The sequence below is a fragment of the Candidatus Tisiphia endosymbiont of Beris chalybata genome, assembly GCF_964026555.1.
Classification (GTDB): domain Bacteria; phylum Pseudomonadota; class Alphaproteobacteria; order Rickettsiales; family Rickettsiaceae; genus Tisiphia.
Window position 1 is genome coordinate 709,582 of sequence record NZ_OZ032159.1, and the last position, 16,092, is coordinate 725,673.

A 16,092-nucleotide genomic window follows, 5' to 3' on the forward strand; every position below is an offset into this window, starting at 1 on the left:
AAAAGTCACCCTCAAACATTGCAACAAGTGATTATTAAGAATAACAAACATCATTGCGAGAAGGCGTGAAGCGCCTACCGAAGCAGTCATGAGAATTAAATCATCGTATTTTTGTAGATTTTCGTGGATTGCTTCGTCGGTTGCAGTAAGCAACCTCCTCGCAATGACGTTTGCAGTAATATTTACTTAAAGTCATTTTAGCCTTTTTCAATTTCAGAGCGCGACTTTTGAACTGTCCGGTAGATAGTAATTGCTTAATTAGCCCTCTTTCACAGTGTGCATCGAGCTGGTCTACTCTTTTGCTTCCCAGAATTGGTTTTTGACAATATCACGGGTTAAGGTGCTTATCTACCTTACCTACTGCGCTCGATGCGAGTTTCGTAAGAAGTCTATTTTCAAATCCAACTCCAGAAATCACTCGAATATTTCGCCTCCCCACTCTTCAGTTGCCTATTATTAATCAGGATCAAGTGGCGCTACAGTGATAGCCTTAAGAAGCTCAATTATTTTTTGTCGAATTATAGGGTTAGGCACTTCTACAAATGCTTTCACTAATGCTACTATTTCTTGTTGTAAGGCATAGCACATGTCCTTCTTGATTGCTTCCTCTACTTCTGCAGTTAATTGGGACAATGAGTCTAGGGTCAAATTTTCTTCCTTTAAAGAGGTAGACCTCGGAAGCGCCGCGTCCTTTTCCCGTTCTTTCCGTGTACTAATTGGAGCAGCACCCGCTGGACTATCTTCCTTTGGGGGGGCTACATAATCTGCTGATTCCTCCGCAATAATATACTGTAAGAATTTATAATCGTCTTCTGTAGTAAAAAAATATTCATTAGGTGGTTTAATGTGGGGGACATCCAGGAAATACTCAGGCGGTACCTTTAACTCTTTAGCCAAAAAATATAATGTACCGCCTGCTACTGGGATGACAGCATTTTCATATTTTTGGACTTGTTTTTCATTGATCTTAACTGCTTTGCTTAATTCTTTCTGACTCATACCGAGCATTTCACGGCGCTCTTTTAAACGCTTTGCAATAATTAATACCATTTCCCTATTATAAATAGATATATGAACAATTACATATAGATTTTATAGTTTCTATTGAAATAGATTGAATAAATTCAATTACAGCATCTTCAAGTTTAGTTAAACAATCGTAAACTTTATTTTTTAATACCGAATCTTTTAAATGTTGCCACAACCTCTCTACAGGATTTAACTCTGGACTATATGGTGGTAAGTACATAATCTCAATATTAGCTGGTATTGTAAGACCTTTATGCCATCCAGCTCCATCCATCACTAGTATAACTTTTGTAGTTATATGTTTCGCAAATTCATTAAGAAAAACTTGCATACAGGCCTTATCAACATTCGGAATAATTAAACTAAAAGAGTCTCCATCTCTATGATTTGTAGCAGAATAAAGATAAAATGATTTAAATCCCAGCTTTGTAGGAACTGGAGTCCTACTGCCTTTTTCAAACCATCCTAAACCATGTTTTGTATTGGTCCCAAACCTAGTCTCATCAAAAAAATAAATAGGTACCATAGGATTATCTTGGTGTACTTGTTGTAGATTTTTTTTTGAATTCTTCTTGAGAAGATGTGTCAGCTTTGTAATGCCTCTTTCTACCAGTAATATGCCTAAACCCAAGTGCCCCTAGCATTCTATGTATACTAGATTTTTCTATATCTATATCAAATTTTTCTTTTATCACTATCTTTAATTTCTTAATCGTAATACTACTGTCTCTCTTTATCAAAGTTTTAATCTCATCTTTTTGAGCAGTATTTAATTTTGATCTAGAAGGCTTTGCTATGTTCTTGAGACCATCAATGCCTTGATCTCGAAATAGAGCAACCCATCTATGTAGCGAAGATCTGTTGATATCATAAACTTCCGCTACTTTCTTAATACCATGCTTACTCGATGCTAGTATGGCTTTTAATCTTGTTACTACAACACCATTCTTCCCTCCGTTATTCAAAGCTTCCCTTGCTTTTAATACTAATTCGTCATTTATCATTTTTGATACTTTAGGCATTTCCTTGTTACTTCCTATTATTTCATTATTACCTAGCTTTATATCATAAATTACTCATTCTATCAATCTAATATCTCTGCTTATAATGGGGAAATGGTATAAGTCTATATTGGTTAGAGTTATCATTTCATACATATATGTAATAATTTACAAATTAAATTGCAACTAAAAATAGAATAATATTATAGGACAATCAAGTAGTTATTTTACTTTAACTGCAGTTAAATATTCTGAATAGTTTTTTTAACGAGAAATAAAGGTGAATTATGGCTAGAAGTATGGGCTTGCTGCCCATACTTACCTTATTTTCTATTAAGAATTATTATTAAAAAAGAAATAAAAAAAGCCCTGCCTTAAAATCTTTTAATATATTATATGCCTAACATTTATTAAATGCAGTTTTAACAGAGGTGGAGTGTGGAGCACCAGCTATGGCACTGTTAACAAAATAAGTTGTAAATGAGAAAATATGGGATAGAATAATTGAGCAAGTAAGAAGGTTCAATTATGAAAGCAGAAAGAAAATACCCAATTAGTGAAAGTAAGTTTGAAGAGTTGGTAGAGCCAGCTATCAAAAGAGAGTTAAAGAAACCAGGTCGTCCTATGACAGTAAGCCATTATAAGTTTTTTTGTGGGGTATTATATGTGCTAAGGACTGGTATCGCATGGCGTGATCTTCCTGTAGAATATGGTAATTGGCATACAATATATACAAGATATAAGAGATGGAGTGAAAAAGGATTTTTTTGGCGTTTATTATATTATTTAACCCGACTATGGATAAGAGATTTTAGGTTTAGTAGGTTTAATTTGATAAGCAATTAAGGCAGCAAATAAAGAAACAAAGAAATTTGTTGGCGCCCTGTGCTTATTAGTTCTTATATTAAACTGCTCTTTGATATAGCCAAATACTCGTGTTATTATAGTACGCTGCGCTTCTCGACTTTGACACTCCTAGCTCTTCTTGAAGTTCACCGAATATAGTATACGCAATGGATTTCAAGAGTTGGATTTTATTTGCCAGGGGTGAGCACGCGAAACTTTGATAAAATGAAAAAACAACTCTTGAAAGGCGAAGAGTATAGATAACTATTCTAACAAATATCTTGTATTCTCGAGTGATTTGCTTTACCATATTTACTAATTTAATCTCAAGATCTCGCATTTTATTTTGAGCAGTAGGGGCGCAACAGAACATCAAGTACCTGAATATGCGCATCTTTGAAAAATGAAAAACAGTTCTTGAAAACAAATGAATATACATTATTCATAAATAGATCTCTTCATAGCGTGCATGGAGCAGGATACTGTTCGTACCTGAAGAGTTGGTAACGAAGGTCAACTTCAAGAAGAGCAAGGAGGGTTAAAGTCTCGCACCGGAGCGTACATATACGTTACGTAAGGAGCGCTGTCTTTAGACACGACGATGCCAATTCTTGAAGTACGAGCAGTATATACAATCCCAAATTAGCATAATATGACAAATATCATTAAAATAGCAGAGGTAAAAGCTAACAAGCGCCCAGACTGGATACGAGTTAAAGCTCCAAATTCTTACCAATATCATGAGACTAAGAAATTAATTGAAGGCCTAAAATTAAACACCGTTTGTCAAGAAGCGGCCTGTCCGAACATAGGTGAATGCTGGTCTAAAAAGCATGCAACAGTTATGATCCTGGGCTCTGTCTGTACTCGCGCATGCAGGTTCTGTAATGTAAAAACAGGGAGACCAGATTTATTGGACCCTCATGAGCCCCAGAGGTTAGCCCAAGCAGTAAAAAGATTAAGTCTAGAACATGTAGTCATTACCTCAGTTGATCGAGATGACCTGGAAGATGGAGGAGCCACCCATTTTGCGAGTTGTATTAAGGAAATAAGGATGATTGCTCCCAACACTACGATTGAGATTCTCACCCCAGATTTTCTTAAAAAAGCTGGGGCAGCAGAAATTATCGCGGCTGCTAAACCAGATGTGTATAATCATAATATGGAAACAGTTCCTTCTTTATATAAAACTATAAGACCAGGAGCGAGATATTATAATTCGTTAAGTTTATTACATAATATAAAAAAGCTAGATGCTAATATTTTCACTAAATCCGGTATGATGGTAGGGCTTGGTGAGAAAAATGATGAAATTATCCAGGTAATGGATGATTTACGAGAAGCTAAAGTTGATTTTTTAACTATAGGCCAATATTTACAGCCAACTAAAAACCATGCTGAAGTTGCAAGGTATGTCTCACCAGAAGAGTTCAAATATCTGGAAAGAGTTGCAAAAATTAAAGGCTTTTTAATGGTTGCAGCAAGTCCGCTCACTAGGTCGTCATATCATGCGGGCGCAGATTTCCAGAGATTAAAAAATAATAAATCCTCAGCTTAACCAATGTACAAAGCAATCGGAAAATATAAACTTAAATTGCCACTTATAGTAATAACATTTTTAGCGGGCTTAGCCATTGGCACAGGTTATCATGAGAGATACATGCAAGTGTTGCCGCCCCCCGCGGCTTGGCATACTACTCATACTGAAGCGGACACTATCAATGTCTGTTTTACACCTCCCTCTGGTTGCGGGTCATTAATAGCTAAAGAAATAGCTAAGGCTAAAGAAAGTATTTATGTACAAGCATTTGGTTTAACCTCCCAAAAAATAGTCGACCAATTAATTCAAGCTAAGCAAAACGGTGTTCAAGTACATGTATTATTGGACCGTAGTAACTTAAGTGATAAATATTCTAAAATGAATGAGTTAAAACGTGCAGGTATTGAAGTATCTATAGATAAAGTACCAGGTATTGCTCATAATAAAATTATGATTATTGATAAAAATAAAGTAATTACTGGCAGTTTTAATTTCACTAATGCTGAACTGCGCCCCTATGTTTAGACCAAAAAAGCTTTAAATAGAGAGACTATTATTTTCATAAACTATCTACAAAAATATTATTTTTATAATTTTGTAGCTGTTGTGGTAATAGTGGAATTGTGGGTAAGTCGCAAGACTTATCCATAAATCCACTATATATCTCAAACGGCGTTTTGTACTCCAAAGCCTGATGGGGCCTTTGATTGTTATACCAATTCAACCATTTCGGGATATTATTTTTCAACTCTAAAACTGAAGTACACCGGTATAAATACGACCCCTCATACTTAAACGATCGCCATAAACGCTCAATATGGGCATTATCGTTACACCTGCCTTTGCCCGTCATGCTGATGCTTATGACGCATCTCCTCAATTCATTAATCCAATCCTCGCTGGTAAACTGGCTACCTTGATCACTATTAATTATCGACGGCTTCCCATATTTAGCTATAGCATCTTCTAACGCTAGCAAACAGCTCTCTGTATTTAAACTATTTGATAAACGATATCCTACTACTAATCTAGTATAAACATCGATTAATGCAACCAAATACATAAAACCACTTTGTACCCTTAAATAAGTGATATCCACCTGCCATACCTGATTTGGCTTTATAACCTCTAACCCTGATAGCAAATATGGATAAATAGCTTCTTTTAGGTTTCTTTTACTTGTATTAATCGAAGGGTAAATTGCTTGCAAATTCATTAGTTTCATCAACCTCCTGACTTTTTTGCTGTTAACAATTACCACTTCTCTCCTAAGTATCGCCGTTATTCGCCGGTAACCATATATCGGATAATTACTATAGATCTCAACTATTCTATTACTTAAATAATTATCTTGATCCTTCTCCGAATCCTTGTAATATAGGCTGGAGCGGTTCAGATTCAATAGCTGACTTTGCCGACGAACACTTAAATCTTTATAATCCTTATCTACCATCACTTTCCTCTTTATAGTTTCAACTTGGCAGATACGAGCTGCAAAAAATCGTTTTCTACCTTCAATTTGCCAATAGTTGCATGCAGTTTCTCTATTTCGCTTGTAGAACTAGAGGAATTACCGTTTTCATAGCTAAACTTAAAAATATCAGCACCATTTTCCAAAAATTGTTTCTTCCACCTTGTCATTACCGACCTTGGAACTTGATATTTTGAGATTATTTCAGCAATACTCAAATCTCCTCGGATCATCTCTAGCGATACTTTAAACTTAAATTCTTTACTGTAACTTTTTGGCTTACTCATTTTCGACTGCTCCTATTTTATATTTATTTTAACATAAAATAGTCTCTCTATCACTGCTCTAGTTTTCGGGGCGCATTACGAGCTGCGGATAATAGAAATGCTGAAAACGTCTTATTCATCGAAAATAGTGATATTGCAGCAACTTATTTACGAAGTTGGTATAGCCGTAAAGAGAAAGTGAAAGAATAGCGTCTTTTAAGCTCTGCAAAAGTTTGAGGTTCTGCAAAGGAAATTTTACCCTTTTAGGTGTCTGGGAAGGAAATTTTTCTAGAGATCATTCGAGTAACAAATATTAACTTCCTACATTTCTAGAAAGACTAGCAGAAACAAATTTCTCTAAATCTCCGTCCAGTACTCCTTTAGTATCCGAAGTCTCATAGAGAGTACGTAAATCTTTTACCATTTGATAAGGTTGCAGCACATAAGACCTAATTTGATGGCCCCACCCATTATCTGTTTTAGAGGCATTTTGTTCATTAATGTTCTCAGTACGTTTTTGCAATTCACGCTCATATAGTCTCGCTTTAAGCATTTTCATAGCTTGAGCTTTATTTTTATGCTGTGATCTATCACTTTGGCACTGAGTGACTATATTGGTGGGTAAATGAGTAATTCTGACAGCGGAATCGGTAGTATTAACATGCTGTCCTCCTGCGCCAGAAGACCTATAAGTATCAATCCTTAAATCTTTGTCATCTATTATAATAGATATATCATCATCAATTTCTGGATATACCCAGCTACTGGCAAAGCTAGTCATTCTTTTTCCTGCGGCATTAAATGGAGAAATCCTAACTAATCTATGCACTCCCGATTCCGTTCTGAACCAACCATACGCTTGATGGCCACTAATTTTAATAGTACATGATTTTATTCCTGCTTCTTCTCCATTAATCAAGTGAATAATTTCTTGCTTAAACCCTAGCCTTTCTGCAAAGCGTAAATACATGCGCATCATAATTGAAGCCCAGTCATGGCTCTCTGTCCCTCCGGCGCCTGCATTAATTTCTAAAAAACAATTATTACTGTCAAATTCTCCGGAAAACAAACACTCAACTTCAAACTTTTCAGCAATAAATGACAGTTTTTTTAAGTCTTCTTGGTTTTGTCCTAAGATTTGTTGATCATTTTCTTCCAGCGCTAATTCTTCAAGTTCTAAACATTCACTAAGGGAAGATTTAAGATGGGTAAAGGAGCCAAGTTGGTTCTCTAATAATCGTTTTTCTTTTAGAACAGCCTGAGCTTTCTCTTTATTATCCCAAAGGCCTGGATCTTCTGAAATATTTTGGAGCTCTGAAAGCCTTTGAGTTGAATTCTCAAAATCAAAGTGACCTCCTGAGCAGTGCTAGCGACTGTTCTATTTTTTTTATATAATTTTCAATTTCAGCACGCACTATTAATTTTCCTACTCTAAAATGGTATTTTGCTATATATTAGCTTTAATTCTAAATAAGCAATTTATACTCCTCTGATATGATTTTACATACGTCGTTGCTCAAATAGCTCGCCTATTATGTATAGGCTCTACCATCGCGCCTAGCAGCAAAATCATCGGAAGAGAAGTATATTACTAATCTCAAAACTTATTACTAATTTTAACATTATACTAAAAATCTAATGAATAATCAAAAGTTTATCAGAAATTTTTCTATCATCGCTCACATAGATCATGGTAAATCTACTTTAGCCGATAGGTTAATTGAATATTGTGGGGGGCTTGCAGCTCGAGAAATGAGTCAACAAGTCCTAGACTCAATGGATATAGAAAAGGAAAGGGGTATTACTATTAAAGCGCAGACAGTGAGATTAGTTTACCAAGCGGAAGATAGTAATACATATTATCTTAATCTTATGGATACTCCTGGGCATGTTGATTTTTCCTACGAAGTTAGTAGATCCCTAGCGGCTTGTGAGGGTTCTTTATTAGTAGTAGATAGTAGTCAAGGGGTAGAAGCCCAAACTCTAGCCAACGTTTATCAAGCCATTGACAATAATCATGAGATTATTCCAGTATTAAATAAAATTGATTTGCCTGCTGCTGACCCCGCCAAAGTTAAAGAGCAAATAGAAGATGTAATTGGGATAGATGCCAGTGATGCTGTATTAATCTCAGCAAAAAGTGGTATAGGTATTGAAGAGGTACTAAAAGCTATTATTGCGAGATTGCCAGCTCCCAAAGTTAGTCAAACAGATATTTTAAAGGCTTTATTAGTAGATAGTTGGTATGATCCTTATCTAGGGGTAGTAATTTTAGTCAGGATCATTGATGGAAGCTTACGTAAAAATATGCGTATCAAGATGATGGCAACTAACTCTAGCTATAATGTTGAAAATGTTGGTTATTTTACCCCTAAACGGCATATTACTGAGGCGTTATATGCTGGAGAAATAGGATTTTTTACGGCTTCAATCAAGCAGGTTGCTGATTGTAAAGTTGGGGATACCATCACTGAAGAAAAAAAGCCTTGCTTAGAAGCTCTACCTGGCTTTAAACCGCATTTACCAGTAGTGTTTTGTGGTTTATATCCTTCGGAAGCTTCTCAATTTGAGCACTTAAAAGACTCTTTAGCAAAATTAAAACTTAATGATGCTAGCTTTGATTTTGAGCTCGAGAGTTCTACTGCTTTGGGCTTTGGCTTTCGTTGTGGTTTTTTAGGGTTATTACATCTAGAGATCATTCAAGAAAGATTAGAACGAGAATTCGATCTTGATATGATCACTACGGCCCCTAGCGTAATATATAAGATTGACTTACGCGATAATAGGCAAATAGAAATACATAACCCAGCTGATTTACCTGCAGTCCAAAATATAGAATCAATGTTAGAACCATGGGTAAAAGCAACGATATTTGTCCCTGATGAATTTTTAGGTAATGTATTAGCTTTATGCACTGATAAAAGAGGTACCCAAGTTGAATTATCTTATGTAGCTGGTAGAGCAATGGTGGTTTATAAATTACCATTAAATGAAATTGTATTTGATTTTTATGATAAGTTGAAGAGTTATACTAAAGGCTATGCTAGTTTTGATTGGGAAATGGATAGTTACGCAGTAGGAGATCTGGTGAAATTATCCATCCTTGTTAATAGTGAAGCTGTCGATGCTTTATCTACTATCGTGCATCGTACGCGCGCGGAATATAGAGGTAGAGAATTATGTAAACGCCTAAGCAATCTCATCCCAAGACAATTATTTCAAATTGCTATTCAAGCTGCTATTGGTAGTAGAATAATCGCAAGAGAGACCGTTAAAGCGATGCGAAAAGATGTTCTATCCAAATGTTATGGCGGCGATATAACGCGTAAACGTAAATTATTAGAAAAACAAAAAGCTGGTAAAAAACGTATGCGTAATATAGGTAATGTAGAAATCCCCCAATCTGCTTTTATTGCTGCTCTTAAAATAGGAGATGAGTAAGAGCAATATTCTTATTCTCGGAAGTTTTAAAGAAAAGTGTGATAAAAATAAATGATTAGACAAATTTTATACATCTTAAAGTTTATTTAATATTGTATTAATTAATTAATAGTGTTAAACATTATATAAATATATATATTATATAAATATATATATTTTTAACATAATTAATTTAAAAGGTATTAATATGCGTATATTGAATTTTAAGTGTATAGAAAAATTTTATTTAGATCAGGTTAGAGAATTAGATTGGGGAGCACAGTACATTAAGGATTGGCAACCGACCTATCCTAGTTTTGCAGGAAATTATAATACATTAAAAGGTGCCTTGGTTACGGCATTAGTCATCACTTTCCCCTATGCAAATGCTACTAAGCATTTTTCAATTGTAAATTCGACGGTCAATGCCACTCATGTGAGTACCACCACACAACACGGGGACGACTTGCTTACAACTGTTGTAACAGCTAATTACACAACTCTTATAAATACCGCGCTGAATGGTGAGTTTTTAGGAAAATCCACTACCTATGTTAATGGGAATCAAGAGGTTACAGCTCCCCATGATAAGGGTACAGCAACTAGGTACACAAAGAAAGGTAGTAAAGATATAAAAATTATCTATAAAAATGAGAAGAATAACATAGTAAAGACAGAGACCCTCTATGCTAATGAAACATTTTTAGAAGATTTTATAAACGGTACAACAAGATCAACCGATAGGGATGACACTAGGATAGAGACGGACTTAACTAAAATCCAAACCACCTACGCTAATGGTACAGAGATAATCACTAGTAAAATAGAACCTATTAAAACTGTTATCACTCACCCTGATGGTATGAAAATAACAAAATTTAAAAATGGTACAATTACAGAAAAAGACAAGTATGGTGGGAAAATAGTAAAAAGGGATAATAATATTGAAATATCATATAACGACTCTGAACTAAAGATAACTGGAAATAAATGGGAAGTTGACTTAGGGGGAGATGAAAACCCCCGTCAAGAATTATAACTTGTTAGATAGAACATATCTAACAACTCTTCAGTTACGAGCAGTATATGTTATCTGCAAAATGGCAGAAATTTTTTGAAATAAGTACGCTATTTCTACAAAATCTCTACTATTTTGCGATAAAAATTCTCTATACATTACTTCTGAAAAAATTTGTGTGCAGAAGGCTAGAGGGCCTATGAACAAACTTTTACTGTGCTGTTAAGACCCTTTACCAGTCGAGTTTTTATTGCTTTCGTTTGTTAATGGAGTTTTAGGTAATAACATCTTTATATCTGCTTTACTTTCAAGCTCAGTAACGTACTTTTGTATCGCTTCTCTGCCAAGTTTATTAGTAATATTAGTCTTCGCTTCCTCTCTAGCAGGAACACGAGCAGCTCTTTTGTCAAGAACAGTGATAATATGCCAACCAAATTGGGTTTTTACCGGGCCAGATATTTCATTCACTTTCATAGATAAGGCTTTATTTTCAAATTCAGGTACTAACTGCCCAGCAGTTATATAGCCTATTTCTCCTCCATTTGCTTTGGTTGCTTCATCTGTTGAGAATTCTGTAGCAAGCTTAGCAAATTTTTCGCCCTTATTCAGTCTATTTTTTACATTGATAGCTTCTTTCTCAGTGCCCACCAAAATATGGCTTACTTTTATTTCTTCTTTACCTTTTAAGCTAGCAGCTAATTTATCATATTCAGCATTAATCATTTTGTCAGTTACGTTAGATTTTACGTAATGCTCATAAAATTCCTGAGTAACCATTTGTTTTTTTATAGTATTTAGTTTATCTTGAAATTCTTTAGAGGATTCAATCCCTAACTTTGAGGATTCTTGTTCAATTAATTTTGCATCTATATAACCTCGAACCAAGTTTTCCTGTATATATGCATCAAAATCGCTAAATTTTTTATCTTTTCCACCTGGTTGGTTAGCCAAGAATGGTTGAATTTCTTTCATCACTTGGGATTCCCTGACTTCTCCTCCCTTATAGGTAGCAATAATTTTATCTTCATCTGCAAAAGCTATACTAGCAAACAAGGTAGCAGATAAAAAAACTATAGATGTTCTTTTCATTTGTATTCCATTAATATATTATATTACTTATTAAATAGTATGTTTTATAAGGATAATGGCCTTACGTCAACTTCTATTTACAATATTATTTGATAAATTTATAAAATGCCATATAAATATGGTATTTGTATTCATACTCTAGGATTTAAATGTTTTCTCTACTTACAAAGCTATTTGGGACAGCTAATGATAGATCTATTAAAAAACTATCATTAGAAATTGAAAAAATTAATTTGTTAGAGCCAGAAACCCAAAGGCTTTCTGATGACGAATTAAAACATAAAACAGAATTATTTAAAGGAAGGTTAACAAAGGGGGAACCATTAGATAATCTAACTTATGAGGCTTTTGCCGTTGTTCGTGAAGCGACAAAAAGGATTTATGGAATAAGGCATTTTGATGTTCAGTTAATTGGTGGATTAATATTACATCGCGGGATGATTACCGAAATGCGTACAGGCGAAGGTAAAACATTGGTAGCCACATTGCCTGCTTACCTTAATGCGCTTACTGGTAAAGGGGTTCATGTGGTTACTGTAAATGATTATTTGGCTAAACGTGATTCTGAAGGCATGGGGAAAATTTATAATTTTTTAGGGTTATCTGTTGGCTGTGTTGTAGCGAATATTAGTGATGATGAGAGGCGTGAGGCCTATCTGGCAGATATTACCTATGCTACTAATAATGAGCTAGGATTTGATTTCCTAAGAGATAATATGAAGTATAGCGAAGATTCTAAGGTGCTACGCCCTTTTAATTTTGCTATTATTGATGAAGCTGACTCAATTTTAATTGATGAGGCAAGAACACCCTTAGTGATCTCAGGGCCGGTAGATGATATATCAGATTTATATACTAAAATTGATAAATTAGTCCGCCAATTTAAAGATGAAGATTATGAAAAAGATGAAAAATTACGGACAGTTAATCTCACTGAAAACGGCATTACTCATATAGAATCAATGTTGGTCGATAATATATTGATTAAAAATGGTTCAAGTTTATATGATTTAGAAAATTTAAAGCTAGTTCATTATATTAATCAGTCGCTAAGAGCTCACCATCTTTTTAATCGCGATGTGGATTACTTAATACGTGATGGTAAAGTAATGATTATTGATGAATTCACTGGGCGCGTCATGGGAGGACGAAGATATTCTGAAGGTCTACATCAAGCATTAGAAGCAAAAGAATATGTAGTAGTACAGAATGAAAATCAAACTTTAGCTTCTATTACTTTTCAAAATTATTTTAGGAATTACCCTAAATTGTCTGGCATGACTGGTACGGCTGTTACTGAGGCTGCTGAGCTGAAAGATATATATAATCTTGATGTACTAGCTGTTCCTACCCATCAACCTATCACTAGGGTTGATCATGACGATGAAGTATATGGTAGTAAACAAGAAAAATATGCAGCTATAATCAAGCTAATACAAGATTGTTACGAGCGTGGACAACCAGTTTTAGTAGGAACGGTTAGTATAGAGAAGTCTGAAGAAATTTCCACCTTGCTTAATAAAAATAAAATATTACATAATGTTTTAAACGCCAAATTCCATCAACAGGAGGCTTTTATTATCGCTCAAGCAGGGCGCCTTAAAGCCATCACGATTGCTACAAATATGGCAGGACGTGGGACTGATATTATGCTTGGGGGTAATCCAGCAATGTTAATAGAACAACTCTCATTTAAGCAATTACCACACAACGAGTATCAATTAGAAGTAAAGAAAATAACCGATGAAACTGCAGAGGAAAAGAAGCGGGTGATAGAAGCAGGGGGGCTATTTGTTATAGGCACCGAAAGGCATGAAAGCCGTAGAATAGATAATCAACTAAGAGGAAGAGCAGGTAGACAAGGCGATCCAGGTAATACAAAATTTTTCTTATCTTTAGAAGATGATTTAATGCGTATTTTTGCTTCGGACCGTATTTCTGGAGTTTTACGTACCTTAGGATTAAAGGATGGTGAAGCTATTCACCACCCTATGATTAGTCGTTCACTTGAAAAAGCACAGCAGAAAGTTGAAGCGCATAATTATGAAATACGTAAAAATTTATTACGCTTTGACGATGTCATGAGCGATCAGCGCAAAATAATTTACGAACAGCGGACAGATATTATTGCAGCAAAAGATCCCCGGCTCTTCTTAAATGACATGACAAAAGAAATGGTAGAGAAAATAGTACTAATTTCTCTACCACCAGGATCGTATAGAGAAGATTGGGATGTAGGGGGTTTAGTAGGAGAATTACAGCGTGTTTTTGCATTAAAGTTAGAGCTCGACACAATAACAACAGCTAATGTTACTGAAATAGAGGTAATATCCAATATTGCCCAAATGGTTGAAGATTTATATCTTGTTAAAACAGAAGCATATGGTGTAGATTTAATGAATGATGCCATTAAGTATATTTTATTGACCACTTTAGATCAAGTATGGAAAGATCATTTACATAACCTGGATCATTTACGTCAAGGTATCTCATTAAGAGCTTATGCTCAAAAAGATCCTCTCAATGAATATAAGAGAGAAGCATTCTATTTATTTGAGCAAATGCTAAATAATTTAAAAGAGCTATTTATACAGAGAGTCTGTCATTTGCATATAGATACTAGCCATACTTATAAAGACACGATATCCTTGGAAAATAAAAAACTGCAGATGATGCGGGAAACTAGAGAAGATCCTGCTTTTAGTAAATATAATTCGGGAGTTAGTATGGAAACCCAAGTTAAAACTATTAAAACACATGTAAATCCAGAAGATAGAATACACTCTGATCCCACAAGTTGGGGTAAAGTAGCTCGCAACGAATTGTGTCCTTGTGGTTCGGGTAAAAAATATAAATATTGTCATGGGAATAATGAATAAATTCTTTGTGATAATTTTAATCAAAGGTTAATGAGTTAGGCTGATGAACGAAATTTTCTCTAGTACATTACCTATTCTTTTGATCACCCTTCTTGGCAGTATTATCAAAAGAAAATGGTTAACCTCTGAAGAATTTTGGAGAGGGTTAGAAAAATTATCATATTTTTTTCTTTTTCCAATTATGCTATTTAATTATATTTCTGTAGCTGACCTAAGTGCTGAAGCGATTATCCGTCTTGTTCTTGCCTTGATGATCTCAACTGGTATTATTTCATTAGGGCTAATTATTTATCAAAAAAAAACTAACTTTGATAAAATTCAATTTACTTCGATATTCCAAGGGGCAGTGCGTTATAATAGCTATATCTTTTTTGCTATTAGTAGTCCTCTTTTAGGAGTAAATGGTCTTGCTATAGTATCAGTGATTTCATCATATATGATTATCTTTACTAACATCATTTCCGTAATGATTTTTGCTCGCTATATTCCAGATAGTTCTCTTGCTCAAAGTCCGCGCGCTAGTTTTATATTAATGGTGAAATTGATATTACAAAATCCTTTAATTATAGCTAGTATAGTGGGGTTTCTATTTAATTATTCTAATTTGGAATTATATATAGGGATAAAAAAGACTTTATCCACTCTATCGGACTCAGCTTTAGCCATAGGTATGTTGAATGTAGGAGCAGGCCTTAAGTTTGCAATGCGAGGAGAACTGTTACATAATGTATTATTCACTAGCTTTGTTAAATTAGTAGCTTTTCCTATTGTTACCGTAATAGTGTTGTCATTAATGTCTATTACAGGACCCGCAAAGTCAATTGGTGTGTTATATAGTTGTTTACCATGCGCTAGTACTGCTTATGTCTTATCCCGTCAGCTTGGTGGGGACCCCGAATCTATGGCATCAATTATTACTTTTACAACACTTTTTTCAGTAATCTCATTATCAGTGCTTATGTATTTATGGGGTTAGGTTCTGCGAAGGTTTCTATGTAATGAGTAGATTTATAGGCATTTTTGCTCACAAAACTGCAGCATACTAAATGTACGTGAGGATTCGAAAACGAAAATAACGACAAAATCGACCATTACATAGAAACCTTCACAGAAGCTAGTTATTGATCTTATTTGCCTACTATATATCACCTTAATTTGCTACAAAAATAATGATCCAGGTTATTTATTTTTATATCAAATTGCTGATTTAAATAATAGACCTCTTGCATAACCTAAAGATAATTGAAGAATTTTTAGGAGAAACGAAGTCGAGTACCGCAGCGTACATAGACGTACGTGAGGAACAGAGAGGAGTTTCGACGACAAAATTACCAATTAGATTAGGTTATGCAAGAGGTCTAATAGAGTTCCTTCAAATTCTCTGCTCGATGCGAAGTATGTAAGAAGTGTTTTTAATAATTGCTTTAATAGATTTCCTGCATAAGTCGAAAAATAGTTAAAGGATTTTTAGGCAAAACGCAGCTGAGCACCAAAGTAGTACTTAAATGTATATGAGGAGCGGAGGCAAGTTTT

14 protein-coding genes and 1 pseudogene are annotated in these 16,092 nt (G+C 34.7%); 8 read left to right on the forward strand and 7 right to left on the reverse strand.

Annotation, left to right across the window (positions count from 1 at the left end; genetic code table 11):
* Window positions 1–456: 456 nt before the first annotated feature.
* The 3 genes from AAGD44_RS03440 to AAGD44_RS03450 are packed head-to-tail and all read right to left on the reverse strand — an operon-like array spanning window position 457 to window position 2,051.
* Window positions 457–1,050, reverse strand: a complete 594-nt coding sequence (locus tag AAGD44_RS03440; RefSeq protein WP_341764566.1) for a helix-turn-helix transcriptional regulator — start codon at window positions 1,048–1,050, stop codon at window positions 457–459.
* A 7-nt stretch (window positions 1,051–1,057) separates the two neighbouring features.
* Complete coding sequence (locus AAGD44_RS03445; RefSeq protein WP_341763542.1) at window positions 1,058–1,555, reverse strand: IS630 family transposase; 498 nt, start codon at window positions 1,553–1,555, stop codon at window positions 1,058–1,060.
* A gap of 4 nt (window positions 1,556–1,559) precedes the next feature.
* Complete coding sequence (locus tag AAGD44_RS03450; RefSeq protein WP_341763541.1) at window positions 1,560–2,051, reverse strand: helix-turn-helix domain-containing protein; 492 nt, start codon at window positions 2,049–2,051, stop codon at window positions 1,560–1,562.
* Window positions 2,052–2,558: 507 nt separating this feature from the next.
* On the opposite strand from AAGD44_RS03450, the gene AAGD44_RS03455 reads away from it, so the two are divergent.
* The 3 genes and pseudogenes from AAGD44_RS03455 to AAGD44_RS03465 form a co-directional block, all read left to right on the forward strand.
* Window positions 2,559–2,876 carry a transposase gene (locus AAGD44_RS03455; protein WP_341764567.1) on the forward strand — a complete coding sequence of 106 codons (318 nt, stop codon included), beginning with the start codon at window positions 2,559–2,561 and terminating at the stop codon, window positions 2,874–2,876.
* Between the two features lie 652 nt (window positions 2,877–3,528).
* Window positions 3,529–4,434, forward strand: coding sequence for a lipoyl synthase (gene lipA / locus AAGD44_RS03460; protein WP_341764568.1), 906 nt, complete (start codon window positions 3,529–3,531; stop codon window positions 4,432–4,434).
* A 3-nt stretch (window positions 4,435–4,437) separates the two neighbouring features.
* Window positions 4,438–4,920: pseudogene (locus AAGD44_RS03465) on the forward strand (phospholipase D family protein); the annotation flags it as partial.
* A 55-nt stretch (window positions 4,921–4,975) separates the two neighbouring features.
* Here AAGD44_RS03465 and AAGD44_RS03470 read toward each other — a convergent pair.
* The 3 genes from AAGD44_RS03470 to prfB all read right to left on the reverse strand — a co-directional run bounded on the left by AAGD44_RS03470 (window position 4,976) and on the right by prfB (window position 7,568).
* Entirely contained in the window at window positions 4,976–5,869 is an 894-nt protein-coding gene (locus AAGD44_RS03470) for an IS3 family transposase (RefSeq protein ID WP_341763476.1), read from the reverse strand.
* An 11-nt stretch (window positions 5,870–5,880) separates the two neighbouring features.
* Window positions 5,881–6,174 (reverse strand): hypothetical protein, encoded by a 294-nt coding sequence (locus AAGD44_RS03475; RefSeq protein ID WP_341763459.1) that lies wholly within the window; start codon window positions 6,172–6,174, stop codon window positions 5,881–5,883.
* 292 nt (window positions 6,175–6,466) lie between these two features.
* Window positions 6,467–7,568 (reverse strand): peptide chain release factor 2 gene (prfB, locus tag AAGD44_RS03480; protein ID WP_341764569.1). Its coding sequence is split into 2 segments (ribosomal slippage): window positions 6,467–7,498 and window positions 7,500–7,568, totalling 1,101 coding nucleotides; the frame shifts between segments, so codons are not numbered across the junction.
* A 223-nt stretch (window positions 7,569–7,791) separates the two neighbouring features.
* On the opposite strand from prfB, the gene lepA reads away from it, so the two are divergent.
* Window positions 7,792–9,594, forward strand: a complete 1,803-nt coding sequence (lepA, locus tag AAGD44_RS03485) for a translation elongation factor 4 (RefSeq protein ID WP_341764570.1) — start codon at window positions 7,792–7,794, stop codon at window positions 9,592–9,594.
* A gap of 187 nt (window positions 9,595–9,781) precedes the next feature.
* Complete coding sequence (locus AAGD44_RS03490; protein ID WP_341764571.1) at window positions 9,782–10,612, forward strand: hypothetical protein; 831 nt, start codon at window positions 9,782–9,784, stop codon at window positions 10,610–10,612.
* Between the two features lie 201 nt (window positions 10,613–10,813).
* Here the strand turns inward: AAGD44_RS03490 and AAGD44_RS03495 are convergent, their stop codons facing one another.
* On the reverse strand, window positions 10,814–11,680 hold the full coding sequence (locus AAGD44_RS03495) for a peptidylprolyl isomerase (protein WP_341764572.1): 867 nt from the start codon (window positions 11,678–11,680) through the stop codon (window positions 10,814–10,816).
* A gap of 149 nt (window positions 11,681–11,829) precedes the next feature.
* On the opposite strand from AAGD44_RS03495, the gene secA reads away from it, so the two are divergent.
* The 3 genes from secA to AAGD44_RS03510 all read left to right on the forward strand — a co-directional run bounded on the left by secA (window position 11,830) and on the right by AAGD44_RS03510 (window position 15,962).
* Window positions 11,830–14,559: a preprotein translocase subunit SecA gene (secA, locus tag AAGD44_RS03500; RefSeq protein WP_341764573.1), complete on the forward strand. Its 2,730-nt coding sequence runs from the start codon at window positions 11,830–11,832 to the stop codon at window positions 14,557–14,559.
* Window positions 14,560–14,602: 43 nt separating this feature from the next.
* On the forward strand, window positions 14,603–15,535 hold the full coding sequence (locus AAGD44_RS03505) for an AEC family transporter (RefSeq protein WP_341764574.1): 933 nt from the start codon (window positions 14,603–14,605) through the stop codon (window positions 15,533–15,535).
* A 247-nt stretch (window positions 15,536–15,782) separates the two neighbouring features.
* Window positions 15,783–15,962 (forward strand): palindromic element RPE1 domain-containing protein, encoded by a 180-nt coding sequence (locus AAGD44_RS03510; protein WP_341764575.1) that lies wholly within the window; start codon window positions 15,783–15,785, stop codon window positions 15,960–15,962.
* Window positions 15,963–16,092: the final 130 nt, after the last annotated feature.